This window comes from Pseudomonas syringae (assembly GCF_021605415.1).
GTDB lineage: Bacteria > Pseudomonadota > Gammaproteobacteria > Pseudomonadales > Pseudomonadaceae > Aquipseudomonas > Aquipseudomonas syringae_S.
Genome location: NZ_WKEQ01000018.1, coordinates 58,751 through 75,930, shown reverse-complemented (window position 1 = coordinate 75,930; position 17,180 = coordinate 58,751). Strand labels below are relative to the sequence as shown.

Annotated in this window: 14 protein-coding genes; 11 read left to right on the top strand and 3 right to left on the bottom strand. The window is 60.3% G+C overall.

What is annotated here, in order from left to right; translation table 11 throughout:
* Positions 1-16: 16 nt before the first annotated feature.
* The 3 genes from GIW69_RS14740 to GIW69_RS14730 form a co-directional block, all read right to left on the bottom strand.
* A complete protein-coding gene (locus tag GIW69_RS14740; RefSeq protein ID WP_236483406.1) occupies positions 17-1,540 on the bottom strand; it encodes a hypothetical protein in 1,524 nt (507 codons plus the stop codon).
* Positions 1,541-1,677: 137 nt separating this feature from the next.
* The gene (locus GIW69_RS14735; RefSeq protein ID WP_236483405.1) at positions 1,678-2,979 is read right to left on the bottom strand and encodes an ATP-binding protein; all 1,302 of its coding nucleotides are present in this window, start codon (positions 2,977-2,979) and stop codon (positions 1,678-1,680) included.
* Between the two features lie 4 nt (positions 2,980-2,983).
* The gene (locus GIW69_RS14730; RefSeq protein ID WP_236483404.1) at positions 2,984-3,685 is read right to left on the bottom strand and encodes a response regulator transcription factor; all 702 of its coding nucleotides are present in this window, start codon (positions 3,683-3,685) and stop codon (positions 2,984-2,986) included.
* Positions 3,686-3,962: 277 nt separating this feature from the next.
* Between GIW69_RS14730 and GIW69_RS14725 the strand changes: the two genes are divergently transcribed.
* The 11 genes from GIW69_RS14725 (at position 3,963) to GIW69_RS14675 (ending at position 17,154) form a co-directional block, all read left to right on the top strand.
* A complete protein-coding gene (locus GIW69_RS14725; RefSeq protein WP_236483403.1) occupies positions 3,963-5,120 on the top strand; it encodes an efflux RND transporter periplasmic adaptor subunit in 1,158 nt (385 codons plus the stop codon).
* 15 nt (positions 5,121-5,135) lie between these two features.
* Positions 5,136-8,225: an efflux RND transporter permease subunit gene (locus tag GIW69_RS14720; protein ID WP_236483402.1), complete on the top strand. Its 3,090-nt coding sequence runs from the start codon at positions 5,136-5,138 to the stop codon at positions 8,223-8,225.
* A 141-nt stretch (positions 8,226-8,366) separates the two neighbouring features.
* Positions 8,367-9,008, top strand: a complete 642-nt coding sequence (locus GIW69_RS14715) for a DUF1345 domain-containing protein (RefSeq protein WP_236483401.1) — start codon at positions 8,367-8,369, stop codon at positions 9,006-9,008.
* Between the two features lie 73 nt (positions 9,009-9,081).
* Positions 9,082-9,936, top strand: a complete 855-nt coding sequence (locus GIW69_RS14710; RefSeq protein WP_236483400.1) for an AraC family transcriptional regulator — start codon at positions 9,082-9,084, stop codon at positions 9,934-9,936.
* A gap of 37 nt (positions 9,937-9,973) precedes the next feature.
* Positions 9,974-10,582: a LysE family translocator gene (locus GIW69_RS14705; RefSeq protein ID WP_236483399.1), complete on the top strand. Its 609-nt coding sequence runs from the start codon at positions 9,974-9,976 to the stop codon at positions 10,580-10,582.
* Between the two features lie 138 nt (positions 10,583-10,720).
* Entirely contained in the window at positions 10,721-11,746 is a 1,026-nt protein-coding gene (locus tag GIW69_RS14700; RefSeq protein ID WP_496570920.1) for a LacI family DNA-binding transcriptional regulator, read from the top strand.
* A 210-nt stretch (positions 11,747-11,956) separates the two neighbouring features.
* Positions 11,957-12,739: an apurinic/apyrimidinic endonuclease family protein gene (locus GIW69_RS14695; protein ID WP_236483398.1), complete on the top strand. Its 783-nt coding sequence runs from the start codon at positions 11,957-11,959 to the stop codon at positions 12,737-12,739.
* Positions 12,732-13,772, top strand: a complete 1,041-nt coding sequence (locus GIW69_RS14690; RefSeq protein WP_236483397.1) for a sugar kinase — start codon at positions 12,732-12,734, stop codon at positions 13,770-13,772. The genes GIW69_RS14695 and GIW69_RS14690 overlap by 8 nt, the downstream gene beginning before the upstream one ends.
* A gap of 58 nt (positions 13,773-13,830) precedes the next feature.
* Positions 13,831-15,129 (top strand): MFS transporter, encoded by a 1,299-nt coding sequence (locus tag GIW69_RS14685; protein ID WP_236483396.1) that lies wholly within the window; start codon positions 13,831-13,833, stop codon positions 15,127-15,129.
* Between the two features lie 21 nt (positions 15,130-15,150).
* Positions 15,151-16,128, top strand: coding sequence for a 2-hydroxyacid dehydrogenase (locus GIW69_RS14680; RefSeq protein ID WP_236483395.1), 978 nt, complete (start codon positions 15,151-15,153; stop codon positions 16,126-16,128).
* A 168-nt stretch (positions 16,129-16,296) separates the two neighbouring features.
* A complete protein-coding gene (locus GIW69_RS14675) occupies positions 16,297-17,154 on the top strand; it encodes a glucose 1-dehydrogenase (RefSeq protein WP_236483394.1) in 858 nt (285 codons plus the stop codon).
* The last annotated feature ends 26 nt before the right edge of the window (positions 17,155-17,180 follow it).

Below are 17,180 nucleotides of genomic sequence, written 5' to 3'. Positions count from 1 at the left end.
ACGGCCATGGTTCGCACTAGGCCTGCGCGGGGCCGGTGAACGTAACGAGATCCAGAACTTGGTTGTCCAGTGATTGCGGCAGCGTCGGTATCGGCAAGCGCCAATCGTTGTCTTCAATACGCTTGACCGTCACATCGCGAGTGCGTGACGGCTGAGTGGCGCTACCGCGCAACAGCGCCCACGAAAGTTTCAGCACGTTGCCCTGATTGGCCGCCAGTACGGGTGCCTTGAGCAGAAAATTTGCCCGATGGTTTTTGTTGAACGCGACGGCGGCTAATGGGGGGGAACCGATCCCCGCCGTACCTTGAACGTTGATTCGGGCCTGGTCGCCTGGCTGGTCTTCAAGGTATTCGACGCGCGCGGTGATGCCTTCGGCAAACGCCAACGGATCGATCTCATCGCCCGCACCCACCAGGACGGGTGGCTCCAGCGCACCTGCCGATGCGCCTTTGATGCTGACCCGCTGCACGGTGGAGCGATCCAGCTCAACGCCCGCGCTAACCCGCGTATAGCTGAACACCGCCGACCCGCCTGCCGCCGCGAGAAAACAGGCGTGCGGCACCGGCAGCGAATACATGAACGGCACGTTTTTCACGGTTTCCGCCAAGGTCAGCCGTTCAGTTTCATCCCCCAACTGGAAACGGCAGGTCAGCTGTATTTCGTCGTCCTTCAACCAGCTGCGCGAGACATACACCTGAGCCGTCGCTGGCTTGCCGGCCAGTTTTTCCAGATCGATGACATCGGGATCGTCTTCAGAGTCGTTGGGGTCTTCGCTGACAATCGGCGGGTCGAACCAGGTGCCTTTTACCCTTACAAACAGGTTCACGGTAACGGAGTCGGGGCTGTTTACGTCAGGGCCGTTTCCGACCCGATCCAGCACCGTGAAACGCACCGGAAATTGCGGATTGTCACCGGCAGCGAGAAACGTCGCCTCGTCGATCATCATCCGGATCGGCTGCTGCTGCTCCACTTCGTCCTGGTTGACGATATGCCTGAGAACTTCGCCATTGCAGTACAGCTGAATCATGTCGAATGCCCGCATCAGCGGATAAAAAACGCTGACCTCGACGCCCAGGCGCGCACGCTCGGGATCCACGCCCTCCTCCAGAACTTCATTCGGCACGGTGATTGAAAGTTCGGAATGGCCTTCTTGATCGGGGAAGCGATCCATCTGCCCCGGACGCTCGGTGTTAAACCAGACCTGCAATGGCTGCGACGTTTCGATTTCAACCGTGGCCCGCTGCAGGCCATATTCAAGAACGTTCAGCTTGTCCTTCCATAGTTCCGCCGGGACGTAGACAGTCGCCTGTTGCGACGCCTCCCCCTCTGCGATTTCTATCTCAGTGGCGACGTCACCGTTCAGCCGTACAACGTAATGATCTTTTGCGGATGCCGACGGCGCCGGCTCGATAAGCACTTTTACCCCCTCGGGATAGAGGTAGGTCAGAGCCAGCGGAAGCCCGGCATCAATGGGTTCCGGCCCCAAAATGTCTACCTTCATTTCCGGGATGTGAGGTTGTACGAGTGTCGAGTCGGCCATTGCGCGGTTTTCCTTGGTACGAGGACAAAATCAGCACTGTCCATCAAACACTGGAGACCCCTCAGCCGCTACTGTCAGATCTGACAGGTAAACCGTGCTCAGTGTTGCCACTTATCGGAAACTGATGCCATCGGCGTTCAGGAAGACGTTGGCAACCACAAACGGAATCGCGCGCCGGCCAATGGCGACGACTCAACCGTCAGGTTGCCACCTTGGGCCTCGAGTGCCCGGCGACTGATCGCCAGACCGAGGCCGAAGCCACCCGTGGCGCGGTCGCGGCTGCGGTCAAGTCGATAAAACGGTTCGAAGATCCGCTCGCGCTCGTCATCGGGAATACCGATGCCATCGTCATCGACCCAAATCTCACAACCCTTGGGGCAAACCTGGACGCCGATCTGGATGCGCTTTTCGCAATAGCGCATGGCGTTGCGCACCAGATTCTGGATGGCCCGGGCGGTCAGTCGTGGATCAAGGGAAAAACGTTCCAGTTGGCCGTGGAGCAAGACGTCGATGACGATGTCAGGTGTTTCCAGTTCTTCATCGACGCTGCCCAGGATGCTATCGATGAACTCGTCGAGCGCCACTTCGACCCGCTCCGGCAGGTGCGCCGGATTTTGCAGGCGGCTGAAAGACAGCAGCTCCAGCACCAACTCATCCAGCTCACGAATGTGCGCCACCAAGCCTTGCAGACGTTCGCGGCTCGCCACCGGAAGATCATCGGACAGCGCCAGGGCGAGGCCGAAATCCAGACGCGTCAATGGTGTGCGCAGCTCGTGGGAGACGGCGTTGAGCAAGTCGCGCTGCTGATTGAGCAGGTTTTCGATGTCGCCAGCCATGGTGTCAAACACATGCGCCAGGCTGCCGATATTCGAATGAGGCGAAATTTTCGTGCGTTCGCTCAGTTGGCCCTTGCCGAACCGTTCGGCAGTGCCTTTAAGCCGCTCCAGATCCCGCCAGTGCGGACGTAACCACAACAGAAGGCAAGCGAGCAGGGTCGCGCCGATCAGCACGTTGATGCTCCAGTACAACAAATTGACGTCCAGCGGATCCGGCGGCACCACCATTTGCACCACCGCATCGCCATTCAGCGGCGTGACCGCCAGGGTTCGCCAGCCCCAGTCGCCAATGCGCACCACGTTTTCGCCCTGGCGCAGGCGTTCGCGTTCGTCCGGGGTGAAGTGGGCGTCATCGATGCGTGCCAGCACGATGTGCAGCGGCTTGAACTCCTTGTCCATCTGCGCCGCCAATGCCGGCCATTGCGCTTGCGGCACGGCCTGAAACTGGCGGGTGATGAGCGACTGCAAACCACGGGAATAGTCGAGGTTGTAAGTGACGAATCGCTCGCGGAATGCCATGACCACCAGATCCGGCACCAGATAAATCGCCGCGCTGTAGGAGACGATTGTCACCAGATACAGGCGAAAGAGGATTCTGAACATCGGCTCAGCATTCCCACTCGGAACGGCTGAACAGATAACCCTTGCCCCACACGGTCTTGATTTTGCGCGCCTCGCCGGCATTGTCGTCGAACTTGCGCCGCAGTTTGGAGATTGCCACGTCCACCGAACGATCAGTGCCGTTGAATTCGATGCCGCGCAAGCGTTGCAGGATCTGATCACGGCTGAGCACTTCACCGGCATGCCGGGCCAGCACCACCAGCAGGTTGTATTCGCCGCTGGACAATTCCACCGGTTGCTCGCGCCAGGTGACCGTGCGTTCGGACAGGTCAATGCACAGGTTGCCCATCAGGATGCGGTCGTTGACGGTGACCGGTTCGCCGAGACTGCTGCGGCGCAGCAAGGTGCGCACGCGAGCGAGCAACACCCGGGGTTCGCAAGGTTTGGTGACGTAGTCATCGGCGCCCATTTCCAGGCCGAGTACTTGATCGTGACTGTCGTCGCGGGCGGTGAGCATCAGGATTGGCAACGCTGCCGAATCGGCCCGCAGCAGGCGACAGACCTGTAAACCGTCAAGGCCCGGCAGCATCAGGTCGAGGATCACCAGATCCGGCGGACTGACCCGCGCGCGCTCGCGCACGTGATCGCCACGGCCGATCACGCTGACGCAGTAGCCGTTGCGTTCCAGATAACTGGCGATCAGTTCGGCGAGGGCGGTGTCGTCTTCGACCAGGAGGATGTTGGGCATGGGGCGTCCGGAAAATGCTGTGGTGTTTGGGCCGGCCCCTTCGCAAGCAGGCTCGCTCCTACAAGCGGTGTTGTGAACGTCAGCAATTCACTGTAGGAGCCGAGCTTGCTCGCGAAGGCGGCGCAACTGTCGCAATAAGTTTCAAGGACTGAAGGATATACGGCCTCACCCGCCCCCGAGCAAAACCCTTACACAATTTCACAGAGCACGTACAAAGCTTCACCGCTACCTTGCTCAACTGTCCGTAGGATGCGGGCATCAATATTGGGGGTAGTACATGTCGAAGAATCTGCTGGCCGGGCTCGGCCTGATTGCGTTGATGCTGACAGTGAGTGCCTGCGACTCGTCCTCGAACACAGAAAGCGAGGCACCGCCCGCCACGGTGCGCATCGAAACCCTCGAAGCCCGCCCCCTGTCGATCAGCAGCGAACTGAGCGGCAGGATCGCCGCGCCACGGATCGCCGAAGTGCGCGCCCGGGTCGCTGGCGTGGTGCTGCAACGCACCTTCCGCGAAGGCAGCGACGTGAAAAAAGGCGATGTGCTGTTTCGCATCGACCCGGCGCCGTTCAAGGCTGACCTCGACAGCGCCGACGCCGCCCTGCGCAAGGCCGAGGCCAATGCGTTCCAGGCCAAATTGCAGGAGCAGCGTTACGCCCAGTTGATCGATGACAACGCCATCAGTGGCCAGGATTACGACAACGCCCGGGCCAATGCACGGCAGACGGCCGCCGACGTCGCGGCCAACAGGGCTGCCGTTGAACGGGCGAAGCTGAATCTGGGTTACGCCACCGTCACCGCGCCGATTTCCGGGCGTATCGGCCGTGCGCTGGTCACCGAAGGCGCGCTGGTCGGGCAGAACGAGACCACGCCGCTGGCTTTGATTCAGCAACTGAATCCGATCCATGCCGACCTGACCCAGTCCACCCGTGAACTCAATGAACTGCGCCGGGCATTCCGCTCCGGCCATTTGCAACAGGTCGGCCAGGATCAGGTGAAAGCCACGCTGATTCAGGACGACGGTAGCCTGTATGCGCTGCCTGGCAAGTTGCTGTTCACCGACATAACGGTTGATCCCGGTACCGGCCAGATCATCCTGCGCAGTGAATTCCCTAACCCTGACCTTGACCTGTTGCCCGGTAGTTTCGTACGGGTGCGTCTGGAGCAAGCCGTGATCCAGCACGGTCTCACCGTACCGCAACGGGCGATTTCCCGTGACGGCGCCGGTGTTGCGCAAGTGCTGACGATCGACGAGCAGATGCGCGTGGCCCAGCAGCCGGTGCAATTGGGTGCGGTGCAGAACGATCGCTGGATCGTCACCGGCGGTTTGAAACCGGGCGACCGCATTGTCATCGAAGGCCTGCAGCACGCTCGTCCCGGCGAGAAAGTGCAGGTCGACGACACCCCTCTTCCCCTTGCCCAGACTTCCGGGCAGTAAGCAGGACGCTTTTTTATGCCGCAATTTTTTATCGACCGGCCGGTGTTCGCCTGGGTAGTGGCGTTGTTCATTTTGCTGGCCGGCGCATTGGCCATCCCGCAGTTGCCGGTGGCGCAATACCCCGATGTCGCTCCGCCGCAGATCGAGATCTATGCCGTTTACCCGGGCGCCTCAGCGCAGACCGTAGACGAAAGCGTGGTCAGCCTGATCGAGGAAGAGCTCAACGGCGCCGACCATCTGCTTTATTTCGAATCCCAGAGCAGCCTTGGCAGCGCGACAATCAAGGCGACTTTCCGGCCGGGCACCAACCCGGAACTGGCGCAGGTCGACGTGCAGAACCGTCTCAAGGTGGTCGAGTCACGCCTGCCCCAAGCGGTAAACCAGCAAGGTTTGCAGGTTGAAAAGGTGTCCGCCGGTTTCCTGCTATTGATCACCCTCACCTCCAGCGACGGCAAACTCGACAACGTGGCGCTCAGCGATTACCTGGCGCGCAACGTGATGAACGAGATCAAGCGTCTGGACGGCGTCGGCAAGGCTCAGTTGTACGGCGCCGAGCGAGCAATGCGCATCTGGATCGATCCGCAGAAACTGATCGGCTTCAATTTGACTCCGGCCGACGTCAACGCCGCCATCGTCGCGCAGAACGCCCAGGTTTCGTCGGGCAGCATCGGCGACCTGCCGGGCCCCGGCACGCAGGAAATCACCGCGACCATCATGGTCAAGGGGCAGCTGTCGACGCCGGAAGAATTCGCCGACATCGTGCTCAAGGCCAACCCGGACGGTTCAACCGTGCGCATCGCCGACGTGGCGCGGGTCGAGATCGGCAGTCAGGAATACCAGTTCGGCACGCGTCTGAACGGCAAGCCGTCCACGGCGGTCGGCGTGCAATTGTCGCCAGGTGCCAACGCGCTGAGCACCGCGACGCTGATTCGGGCGAAAATGGATGAGCTGTCGCGCTACTTCCCGGCGGGCGTGGAATACAAGATTCCGTACGACACCTCGCCGTTCGTCAAAGTCTCGATCACTAAACTCGTTTACACCCTCGGCGAAGCAATGCTGCTGGTCTTCGCGGTGATGTTTCTGTTTCTACAAAATGTGCGCTACACGCTGATCCCGACCCTGGTGGTGCCGGTCGCCTTGATGGGCACCTTTGCCACGATGCTGGCGCTGGGGTTTTCAATCAACGTGCTGACCATGTTCGGCATGGTGCTGGCCATCGGTATTCTGGTGGACGACGCCATTGTGGTGGTGGAAAACGTCGAACGGATCATGGCCAGCGAAGGCCTTTCGCCGAAAGAGGCGACGCGCAAAGCCATGGGCCAGATCACCGGCGCGATCATCGGCATCACCGTGGTACTGGTGGCGGTGTTCATTCCGATGGCGTTCATGCAGGGATCGGTCGGGGTGATCTACCGCCAGTTCTCGCTGTCGATGGCTACCTCGATTCTGTTCTCGGCGTTCCTTGCACTGACCTTGACTCCGGCATTGTGCGCGACACTGCTCAAGCCCATCGGCAAGGGTGAGCATCACGCGAAGACCGGGTTCTTCGGCGGGTTCAATCGCCGCTTCGAACAATTGACCGACCGCTATCAGGGCTGGGTCGGTTATGCGCTGAAACGCACCGGGCGTTATCTGTTGATTTATGGGGTTCTGTTGATCGGCCTGGGCCTGTGTTTCGCGCGTCTACCCTCCTCGTTTCTGCCGGTAGAAGATCAGGGTTACACCATCACCGACATTCAGTTACCCCCCGGCGCGACCAAAAACCGCACGGTGCAAGTCGCCGAGCAGATCGAAAAGCACAACGCCGGCGAACCGGGGATCAGCGACACCGTGGTTATTCTCGGTTTCAGTTTCTCCGGCAGTGGCCAGAACGCGGCGCTGACGTTTTCAACGCTCAAGGATTGGTCGCAGCGCGGCAGCGACGACTCGGCCAGCTCCATCGCTGACCGTGCCAACGCCGCTTTCAGCCAGATCAAGGATGCCATGGCGTTTTCCGTGCTGCCGCCGCCTGTTGACGGCCTTGGAACGTCCAGCGGTTTTGAGTTCCGCTTGCAGGATCGCGGCGGTCTCGGACATGCCACGTTGATGCAGGCGCGCACGCAGTTGCTGGACGCCGCCGAGAAAAGCCCGATCCTGATGAACGTGCGTGAAAGTGCCCTGGCCGAAGCGCCACAAGTGCAGCTTGAAGTGGATCGCAAGCAGGCCAACGCCTTGGGCGTGTCGTTTACCGATATCGGCAATGTGCTGTCTACCGCCGTCGGGTCGGCCTATATCAATGATTTTCCCAATCAGGGGCGCATGCAACGTGTGGTGGTTCAGGCCGAAGGTGATCGACGCAGCCAGGTCGATGACCTGCTGAACATGCACGTGCGCAATAACAGCGGCCACATGGTGCCGCTGTCGGCCTTCGTGTCTGCTAAATGGATACAGGGCCCGGCTCAGTTGACTCGCTATAACGGCTACCCGGCGATTGCCATCTCCGGCGAACCGGCAGCGGGCCACAGCACGGGTGAAGCCATGGCCGAAATTGAACGTCTGGTTGCGCAAGGGCCGAAAGGTCTGGGGCAAGAATGGACGGGGCTCTCGCTACAGGAACGTTTGTCCGGCAGTCAGGCACCGATTCTGTTGGGGCTCTCGTTGCTGATCGTCTTCCTGTGCCTGGCGGCGCTGTATGAAAGTTGGTCGATTCCCGCTTCAGTGTTGCTGGTGGTGCCACTCGGCGTACTCGGCGCCGTGTTGGCCGTAACGTTGCGCGGAATGCCCAATGATGTGTTCTTCAAGGTCGGCTTGATCACTATCATCGGTCTGTCGGCGAAGAACGCGATTTTGATCATCGAATTCGCCAAGAGCCTGTACGACGAAGGACACGACCTGATCGACGCCACGCTGCAAGCTGCGCGCCTGCGCTTGCGCCCCATCGTGATGACCTCGCTGGCGTTCATCCTCGGCGTGGTGCCACTGGCCATCGCCACCGGCGCCAGTTCGGCGAGCCAGCAAGCGATCGGCACCGGCGTGATCGGCGGGATGATCACAGCGACGCTGGCGGTATTGTTTGTCCCGGTATTCTTCGTCGTCGTCATGAAACTCGTGCGCAAAACCCTGTAAGAGCTGACGAGTGAAACGAGGCTGCGGTCTTTTGATCTTCATCCGAACCACAAAATCAAAAGATCGCAGCGTGCCGCAGCGCCTACAAAAGCCTGCATGCGTGCGCTATGGTGCTGCGATGCATTGCCTCAGTGAGCCCCCATGCGCTTTCTTGCCCGTACCCACCCTCGCCTCTCCGCTGCTGCAACCTTTGGCGTTGCGGTGGGTTTGCTGACCCCTGCCGACTCCGTCATCAGCAAAATCCTCATCGGCTGGAATGCCGGTGTCTGGACGTATCTCGCCTTGATGACCTGGCTCACCGTTCGGGCCAAAGCGCCGGACGTCAGACGCATCGCCGAGATGGAGGACGAGAACGCGGGACTGGTGCTGCTGACGGTGTCCATTGCGGCGTTGGCCAGCCTGGCGACCATCGCCTTCGAACTCGCCGGCAGCCGCGACCTGGACACCACCACTAAGCTGCTTCACTACGGTTTCACCGCGCTGACCGTCGTGGGTTCCTGGCTGTTGATCGGGGTGATTTTCAGCCTGCACTACGCTCGCCTGTTTTACATTTGGGACGGCAAGGAACCGGCACTCCGTTTCGCCGAAGGCTTGACCACCCCCAATTACTGGGACTTTCTGTATTTTTCATTCACCGTCGGCGTTGCGGTGCAGACTTCCGATGTCGGCGTCGCGACCCGGGGTCTGCGCAAAATCGTATTGGCGCAATCGTTGATCGGATTTGTGTTCAACACGGCCATTCTGGGTTTTTCCATCAACATCGCCGCCGGGTTGTTCGGCTGATGCTGCACAAATCTTCTAGGCATCGAGATGAAAGCTGCGCTAAATAGGCAATCCTTCGTCCCACGGGTGCGGCATGAGCGCTAACAACTGGATCGATCTGGCCCAGGATGCCGACACCGGCATCGAGACCCTGCGCGCGCATTTCGAAGGCCACGCTTACGATCCGCACTGGCACGACAGCTATCTGGTAGGCGTGACCGAACAAGGTGTGCAGCAATTCAATTGCCGGCGCACGAAACACCAGAGCACGCCGGGTAAGGTGTTTTTGCTGGAACCGGGCGATATTCACGACGGCGATGCACCCACTGAAGATGGTTTTACCTATCGCATGCTCTACCTCGATCCGGCCTGGCTCGAATGCGAGTTGAATGGGTTGTTTCAGGATGCGCCGGGCAACAGCCAACTGAGCTTTGCCCAGACCCTCACCACCGACCCGCAACTGGCCCGCGCCACCAGTCAGGCCTTTCAGACATTGCACGGCGGCGAACTGAAAATCGTCAGGCAGTCCGCACTGGACGCATTGCTGGAACGCTTGACCTGCCATCTGCAATGGCGCACCCGTTATGCGCAGGATCCGCGCCTGCCATGGGTGGCGCAAAAAGCCCGGGACTATCTGCACGCCAACGCGCGCTTCGATATCGGCCTCGATCAAGTCGCGGCGGCCGCCGGCGTTGATCGCTTCCGGTTGACCCGCGCGTTCAAAGCCGCGTTCGGCCTTGCGCCCCACGCGTACCTGGTGCAACTGCGACTGGCCAAGGCCCGCCGTTTGCTTGCCACCGGTGCGCAACCCGCCGCCGTGGCCATGGAACTGGGGTTCGCCGACCAGAGCCATCTCGGCCGCTGGTTCGTGCGTGCCTACGGGTTGACCCCCGCTGCCTACCGCAAACGCTGCTCAAATCTTCCAGACAACTCACTGGGCGGTCATTGAAGATCGGTTCATCGATCTTCACCGGAGTTTCACCGCCATGTTGTCCACGTTTCCGACGTTACTGCCCTTCTTGCTGTTTGCCTTTGTCGCCTCGATCACTCCCGGCCCGACCAACATTCTGGTGCTGAGTAACAGTGCCCGTTACGGCCTCGGCGCAGCGGTGCCAATCATTGTCGGTGCCTGCGCGGCCGCCGCATTGCTCGTTCTGGTGGTGGGCAGTGGCGCCGGATCGGTACTCACCGAACTGCCGCAGGTGCAATTGGCCATGCAATGGATCGGCGTGGCGTGGTTGAGCTACCTGTCCTGGCAGATCTTTCGTGCGCCGGCCTTCGAACCCGGCAATGCGAAAGCAGGCGACCGGCTCGGCCTGTTCGGCGCTGCCAGCCTGCAGTTGATCAACCCGAAGACCTGGATGATGGCGCTGGCCGTTGTCAGCGTTTTCGCCGGTGTCGGCGAAGATCGCGTGGCGCATGTGCTCGCCCTGTCTCTGGTATTTTTTCTGGTGTCGCTGCCTTGTCTCGGCGCGTGGGCGTTGTTGGGAGCCGGTTCCGCACGCTGGTTGCGTTCACCCCGTGCCTTGCAACGATTCAACCGTATGATGGCGCTTTTGCTGTTGGCCTCTGCATGGGCCACCGTCCTTGTGTAATCACCGTCCGTCGTCACGGTAGAGAAATTTTCCTAGCCTTCACTTGACGAATGATTTGCTTCTGGTGTTTCCTGAAACCGGTTTCAGGATTGTCTCAATGTCTGAAACCCAATAAATCCAATAACAAGGTTTCAGACCGTGAACGACTTCTCCGCCGCCCAGCGCAGCCGCGTCACAATGCTCGATGTCGCCGAGCGCGCAGGCGTGTCCAAAGCCAGCGTGTCGCGCTTTATCGGCGACGACCGCGCGCTGCTCTCCGAGGCTATCGCCTCGCGCATCGAGCAAGCCATTGACGACCTCGGATATCGCCCAAACCAAATGGCCCGTGGCCTGAAACGCGGGCGTACCCGCCTGATCGGCATGCTCGTCGCCGATATCCGCAACCCTTATTCAATCGCCGTAATGCATGGGGTAGAAACCGCCTGCCGTCAGCACGGCTACAGCCTTGTCGTCTGCAACACCGACCGCGATGACGAGCAGGAACGTCAACATTTGGCGTTGCTGCGCTCCTACAACATCGAAGGCCTGATCGTGAACACCCTCGGCCATCACCGAGACGAACTGCATGAACTGCACCGGGAAATGCCGCTGGTCTTGGTGGATCGCAAGGTCGACGGGCTCGACAGTGACATGGTGGGCCTGAACAACCCGCAAGCGGTGCAAATGGCGCTGGAACACCTGGAACAACGCGGTTTTCGTGATGTGCTGTTGGTGACCGAACCCTATGACGGCACCAGTTCGCGGATCGAACGGGTCAGCAGTTTTCAGGCACAAATTGCGCAGCGTCCGGCCCTGCAGGGTGCAGTGCTGGAAACCGGCGACGCTCTTGCTGACGAACTTCAAACCTTTCTTCATAAGCCCGATGCCGGGCCGAAAGCGCTGTTTTGCGCCAACGGTGTCGCGGCGCTCGCGAGCACCCGTGCGCTGCGCGAAATCGGCTGCCGGCTGTTTGAGGATGTCGGTCTGATCGCGCTGGATGATCTGGATTGGTATCCGTTGGTGGGGAGCGGGATTACGGCCATTGCCCAGCCTACGGAAGAGATCGGCGCGCGGGCGTTTGCGTGTTTGCTCAAGCGGCTGCGCGGGGATGTCGGGGCGGTGGTGAAGCTGGATTTTGCGCCGGTGTTGATTAGGCGCGGCTCAACGCTCGGAAATTTGCCGTGATGCTCAGGACGCCATCGCTGGCAAGCCAGGCTCCCACAGGGTTCTGGGCTGGTAATGGATTTGGCGTCCATTGAAGATCCACTGGACCCACAGGATTTCGGGCAGCCACTCACGATCTGATGACAGAGCCGAACTATAGGAGCGAGCCTGCTCGCGCAGATCCTGATTTTTTTTGAACAAAAATGAAACCGGTTTCAGAGGTCAATAACAATGAACAAACCAGCCGTTTCCATCAGTCTCTCCAGCTACGGCGCGGATCTCGTGCGCAAGCGCGGTCAGGCTTCGTTTATCGAGGTGCTGGCCGCCGCAGGTGCCGATCGTATCGAATGGCGCGAAGAGTTGCTGACCACCGAGCGCGGTGAGCAACTGGCCGAAGCCACCCAGGCGCATCACCTGCAAAGTATCTATTCATCGCCCACTGAACTGTGGCTGGCCGGCCAGGCGAAGCCCAACCCGGAGCTGACCACGGCGCTGAAAAATGCCGAAGTCTTCGGCTCGAAGTGGCTCAAGGTATCCCTCGGTTATTTCACCGACAACAACGATCTGCAGCGCTTGGGCGAGCTGTTGAGCAACAGCCCGATCCAATTGCTGGTGGAGAACGACCAGACCCTGCACGGCGGGCGGATCGAACCCTTTCAGCGTTTCTTCACCGCTGTTGAACAGCACAACCTCCCAATCAAGATGACCTTCGACATCGGCAACTGGCAGTGGCAAGACCAGTCCGCCGCCAGTGCCGCACGCCTGCTCGGCCGGCATGTCGGCTATGTGCATTGCAAAGCCGTCGCCCGTCGCGCCGACGGCAAACTGGTGGCGGTGCCGCCGGCACTGGCCGATCTGCACCTGTGGGAACAACTGTTGCGGCACATGGCCCAAGGCGTTATGCGCGCCGCCGAGTACCCGCTGCAAGGCGATGACCTCGTGCAGTTGACCACCGAGCACGTCGCCGCCCTCGCCCGCCTCGGTCAAGCCCGCCTGGAGATTGCTCATGTCTGAGATCGATATTCTTTCGTTCGGCGAAACCATGGCCATGTTTGTCGCCGAGCAGAGCGGTGATCTGGCGGCGGTCGAGCACTTTCACAAGCGCATTGCCGGCGCTGACAGCAATGTCGCGATTGGCCTGTCACGGCTGGGCTTCAAGGTGTCCTGGCTGAGCCGCGTCGGCGCGGACTCTCTTGGCAAGTTCGTGATGCAGACTTTGGCTCGCGAAGGGCTGGATTGCAGTCATGTGGATGTCGATGCCGAACATCCAACCGGTTTCCAGCTGAAGTCGCGCAGTGATGACGGCAGTGATCCGCGTGTCGAATATTTCCGTCGTGGTTCGGCGGCCAGTCATTTGTCGCCGCAGTCGATCACCCCGGACTTGCTCGCCGCCCAACACTTGCACGCTACTGGCATTCCGCCGGCGCTGTCGGCTTCGGCGCGTGCGATGTCGTTTGAATTGATGACGCGCATGCGCGATGCCGGCCGCAGCGTTTCGTTCGACCCTAATCTGCGCCCCGGCCTGTGGGCCAGCGAGCGTGAAATGATCGGCGAAATCAATCGCCTCGCCGCCCTTGCCCATTGGGTTTTGCCCGGGTTGAGCGAAGGCCGTTTGCTGACCGGATTTGATGACCCGGCGGACATTGCTGCGTTCTACCTTGACCAAGGCGTTGAAGCGGTGGTGATCAAGCTCGGCCCGGACGGTGCCTATTACCGCACGCAAATGGATCAGGGTTTCGTTGCCGGCGTGCCGGTGGTGAACGTTGTCGATACGGTCGGTGCCGGCGATGGATTTGCCGTCGGCCTGATCAGTGCCTTGCTGGAAAACCACAGCATTGTTGATGCTGTGAAACGCGCCAACTGGATTGGCAGCCGTGCGGTGCAGAGCCGGGGCGATATGGAGGGTTTGCCGACCCGGCCCGAGCTTACCGTTGAATTTGAAAGCCGCATCGCTGGCAAGCCAGCTCCCACAATTAGCGAGTCGTACACAAAACCTGCATACGCCGCTGACCTTGTGGGAGCTGGCTTGCCAGCGATGAGGCCCTGACAGGCAACACATTAATTGGACCTGCTGCGACAAAAACAACAAGCTCAGGAGCAACGCCATGAAAACCGCAACACTCGCCGCCCGCCGCTGGTGGTACATCATGCCCATCGTGTTCATCACCTACAGCCTGGCGTACCTTGATCGCGCCAATTACGGCTTTGCCGCCGCGTCCGGCATGGCCGCTGACCTGATGATTACCCCGGGCCTGTCGTCATTGCTCGGTGCACTGTTCTTTCTCGGCTACTTCTTCTTCCAGGTGCCCGGTGCGATCTACGCGCAAAAGCACAGCGTTAAGAAGCTGATCTTCGTCAGCCTGATCCTCTGGGGCGGGCTGGCGACCCTGACCGGCGTGGTCTCAAACGCCTACTGGCTGATCGTCATCCGCTTCATGCTCGGCGTGGTCGAAGCGGCGGTGATGCCGGCGATGCTGGTCTATTTGTGCCACTGGTTCACCCGCGCCGAACGCTCGCGCGCCAACACCTTCCTGATCCTCGGCAACCCGGTGACCATGCTGTGGATGTCGGTGGTGTCGGGTTATCTGGTGCAACATTTCAGCTGGCGCTGGATGTTCATCATCGAAGGCTTACCGGCGGTGTTCTGGGCGTTTATCTGGTGGCGTCTGGCGGATGATCGTCCAGCCCAGGCCAAGTGGCTCACCGAGCAGGAAAAGCAGGATCTGGAAAGCGCCCTGGCGGCGGAACAGGTCGGCATCAAAGCGGTGAAGAATTACGCCGAGGCTTTCCGTTCGCCGAAGGTGATCATTTTGGCGTTGCAGTTCTTTTTCTGGAGCATCGGGGTCTATGGCTTCGTGCTATGGCTGCCGTCGATTCTCAAGGCCGGCGCGCAAATGGACATGATCGAAGCGGGCTGGCTGTCAGCGCTGCCCTATCTGGCAGCGGTGATCGGCATGCTGGCGGTGTCGTGGGGCTCGGACAAACTGCAAAAGCGCAAACGTTTCGTCTGGCCGCCGCTGCTGATCGCTTCGATTGCCTTCTACGGATCCTACGCCCTCGGTGCCGAGCATTTCTGGTGGTCGTACACCCTGCTAGTGATCGCCGGTGCCTGCATGTACGCGCCCTACGGCCCATTTTTTGCCATCGTCCCGGAAATCCTGCCCGCCAACGTCGCTGGCGGCGCGATGGCACTGATCAACAGCATGGGCGCGCTCGGTTCGTTCGGCGGCTCTTATCTGGTCGGATATCTGAACAGCTCGACCGGTTCGCCCGGTGCTTCGTACCTGTTGATGAGCGGCGCATTGCTGCTGTCGGTGGTGCTGACGGTGCTGCTCAAGCCCGGCGCCAGTGATCGGGTCACCGCCAAATCTGCCCACCCGCGTCCCGCGCCGGCCCACTCCTGAATTGTTGAAGAGAGACTCGCGATGAAAAAGCAGGTTGTGTTGTACAAAAAACTGTCCGCGCCATTGATGGCGCGCCTGCAAGAGCAGGTCGACGTCACGTTGATCGAAAGCCTCGACGCCGATGGCCTGATGAAGCTGCGTGACGCCCTGCCTCGCGCCCAAGGCTTGCTTGGCGCCAGCCTGAAACTCGATGCGGCGCTGCTCGATCTGGCGCCGCAGCTGGAAGCGGTGTCCAGCGTCTCGGTGGGCGTCGACAACTACGACATTGCCTACCTGACCCGACGCAAGATCCTGCTGACCAACACCCCGGACGTACTCACCGAAACCACGGCCGACACCGGGTTTGCCCTGATCCTCGCCACTGCGCGGCGCGTGGTCGAACTGGCAAACCTGGTGCGCGACGGCCAATGGCACAGCAGCATCGGCCCGGCGCACTTCGGCACCGATGTGCACGGCAAGACGCTGGGCATCATCGGCATGGGGCGGATTGGCGAGGCATTGGCGCAGCGCGGGCATTTCGGATTCGGCATGCCGGTGATCTACCACAGCCAGTCGCCGAAACCGGCGGTGGAACAGCGATTCGGCGCGCAGTACCGCAGCCTTGAGGACTTGCTGCGCCAAGCGGATTTCATCTGCCTGACCTTGCCGCTGACGGCGGCTACCGAAGGCCTGATTGGCGCCGAACAGTTCGCACTGATGCGTCCCGAGAGCATTTTTATCAACATCTCACGCGGCAAGGTAGTCGACGAAGCGGCGATGATTGAGGCGTTGCGCGACAAGCGGATTCGCGCGGCCGGGCTGGATGTGTTCGAGCGTGAACCGTTGCAGGCGGATTCGCCGTTGCTGCAGTTGAGCAACGTGGTGGCGACCCCGCACATGGGCTCGGCCACCCATGAAACCCGCGAGGCGATGGCGCGTTGTGCGGTGGAAAATTTGCTGGCAGCGCTGTCGGGAGATAAACCGGCGAATCTGGTCAACGAGCAAGCCTGGCAGGCCTGAACATCAAAAGATCGCAGCCTGCGCACAGATCCCATGTAGGAGCCGCCGCAGGCTGCGATCTTTTGCTTTAAAAAAATCGATTATTTCCAGTCATCAAATCCAATCGAACTCAAGACAAACGCTCCGGGTCAACCCGAAACACTCGCCTTGAAAGATTGGAGATGGAAAATGACTGACTATCCAAAACCACCCTTCCCGACCCAACCGCAGGCCGTGCCCGGCTCAGAACGCAAGATGGAGCCTTATCCCGATAGCGGTGAACAAAGCTACGTCGGATCTGGCCGTCTCGCCGGCAAGATTGCCTTGATTACGGGTGGTGACAGCGGCATTGGTCGGGCCGTGGCGATCGCTTTCGCTCGTGAAGGCGCCGACGTTGCCGTGGGTTACTTGAACGAACATGAAGACGCCAAGGAAACCGCGCGCTGGGTGGAATCCGCCGGGCGCCAATGCCTGCTGTTGCCCGGCGATATCGCCGACAAAGCCGTCTGCCAGTCACTGGTCGACAAAACCGTGGAGAAGTTCGGCCGCATCGACGTACTGGTCAACAACGCCGCGTTTCAGATGACCCATGAAAATTTCGAAGAAATTCCCGATGACGAATGGGTGATGACTTTCGACGTCAACATCACTGCCATGTTCAGACTTTGCCAGGCGGCGGTTAAACACATGCGTCCCGGTTCTTCGATCATCAACACCAGTTCGGTGAACTCCGACATGCCCAAGCCGACGCTGCTTGCCTATGCCACCACTAAAGGCGCGATCGCTAACTTCACCGGTGGTCTAGCGCAGATGCTCGGGCCGAAGGAAATCCGCGTGAACTGCGTGGCGCCGGGGCCGATCTGGACGCCGCTGATCGTCTCGACCATGCCCGAGGAAGAGGTTCGCAACTTCGGCGGCACCACACCGCTCGGCCGCCCTGGGCAACCAGTTGAAGTCGCGCCGATCTACGTGCTGCTAGCCTCCGACGAAGCCAGTTACATTACCGGCCAACGCTACGGCGTGACCGGCGGCAAGCCAATGCTGTGACCGTGCGCAAGAAAAAGTGAACCGCT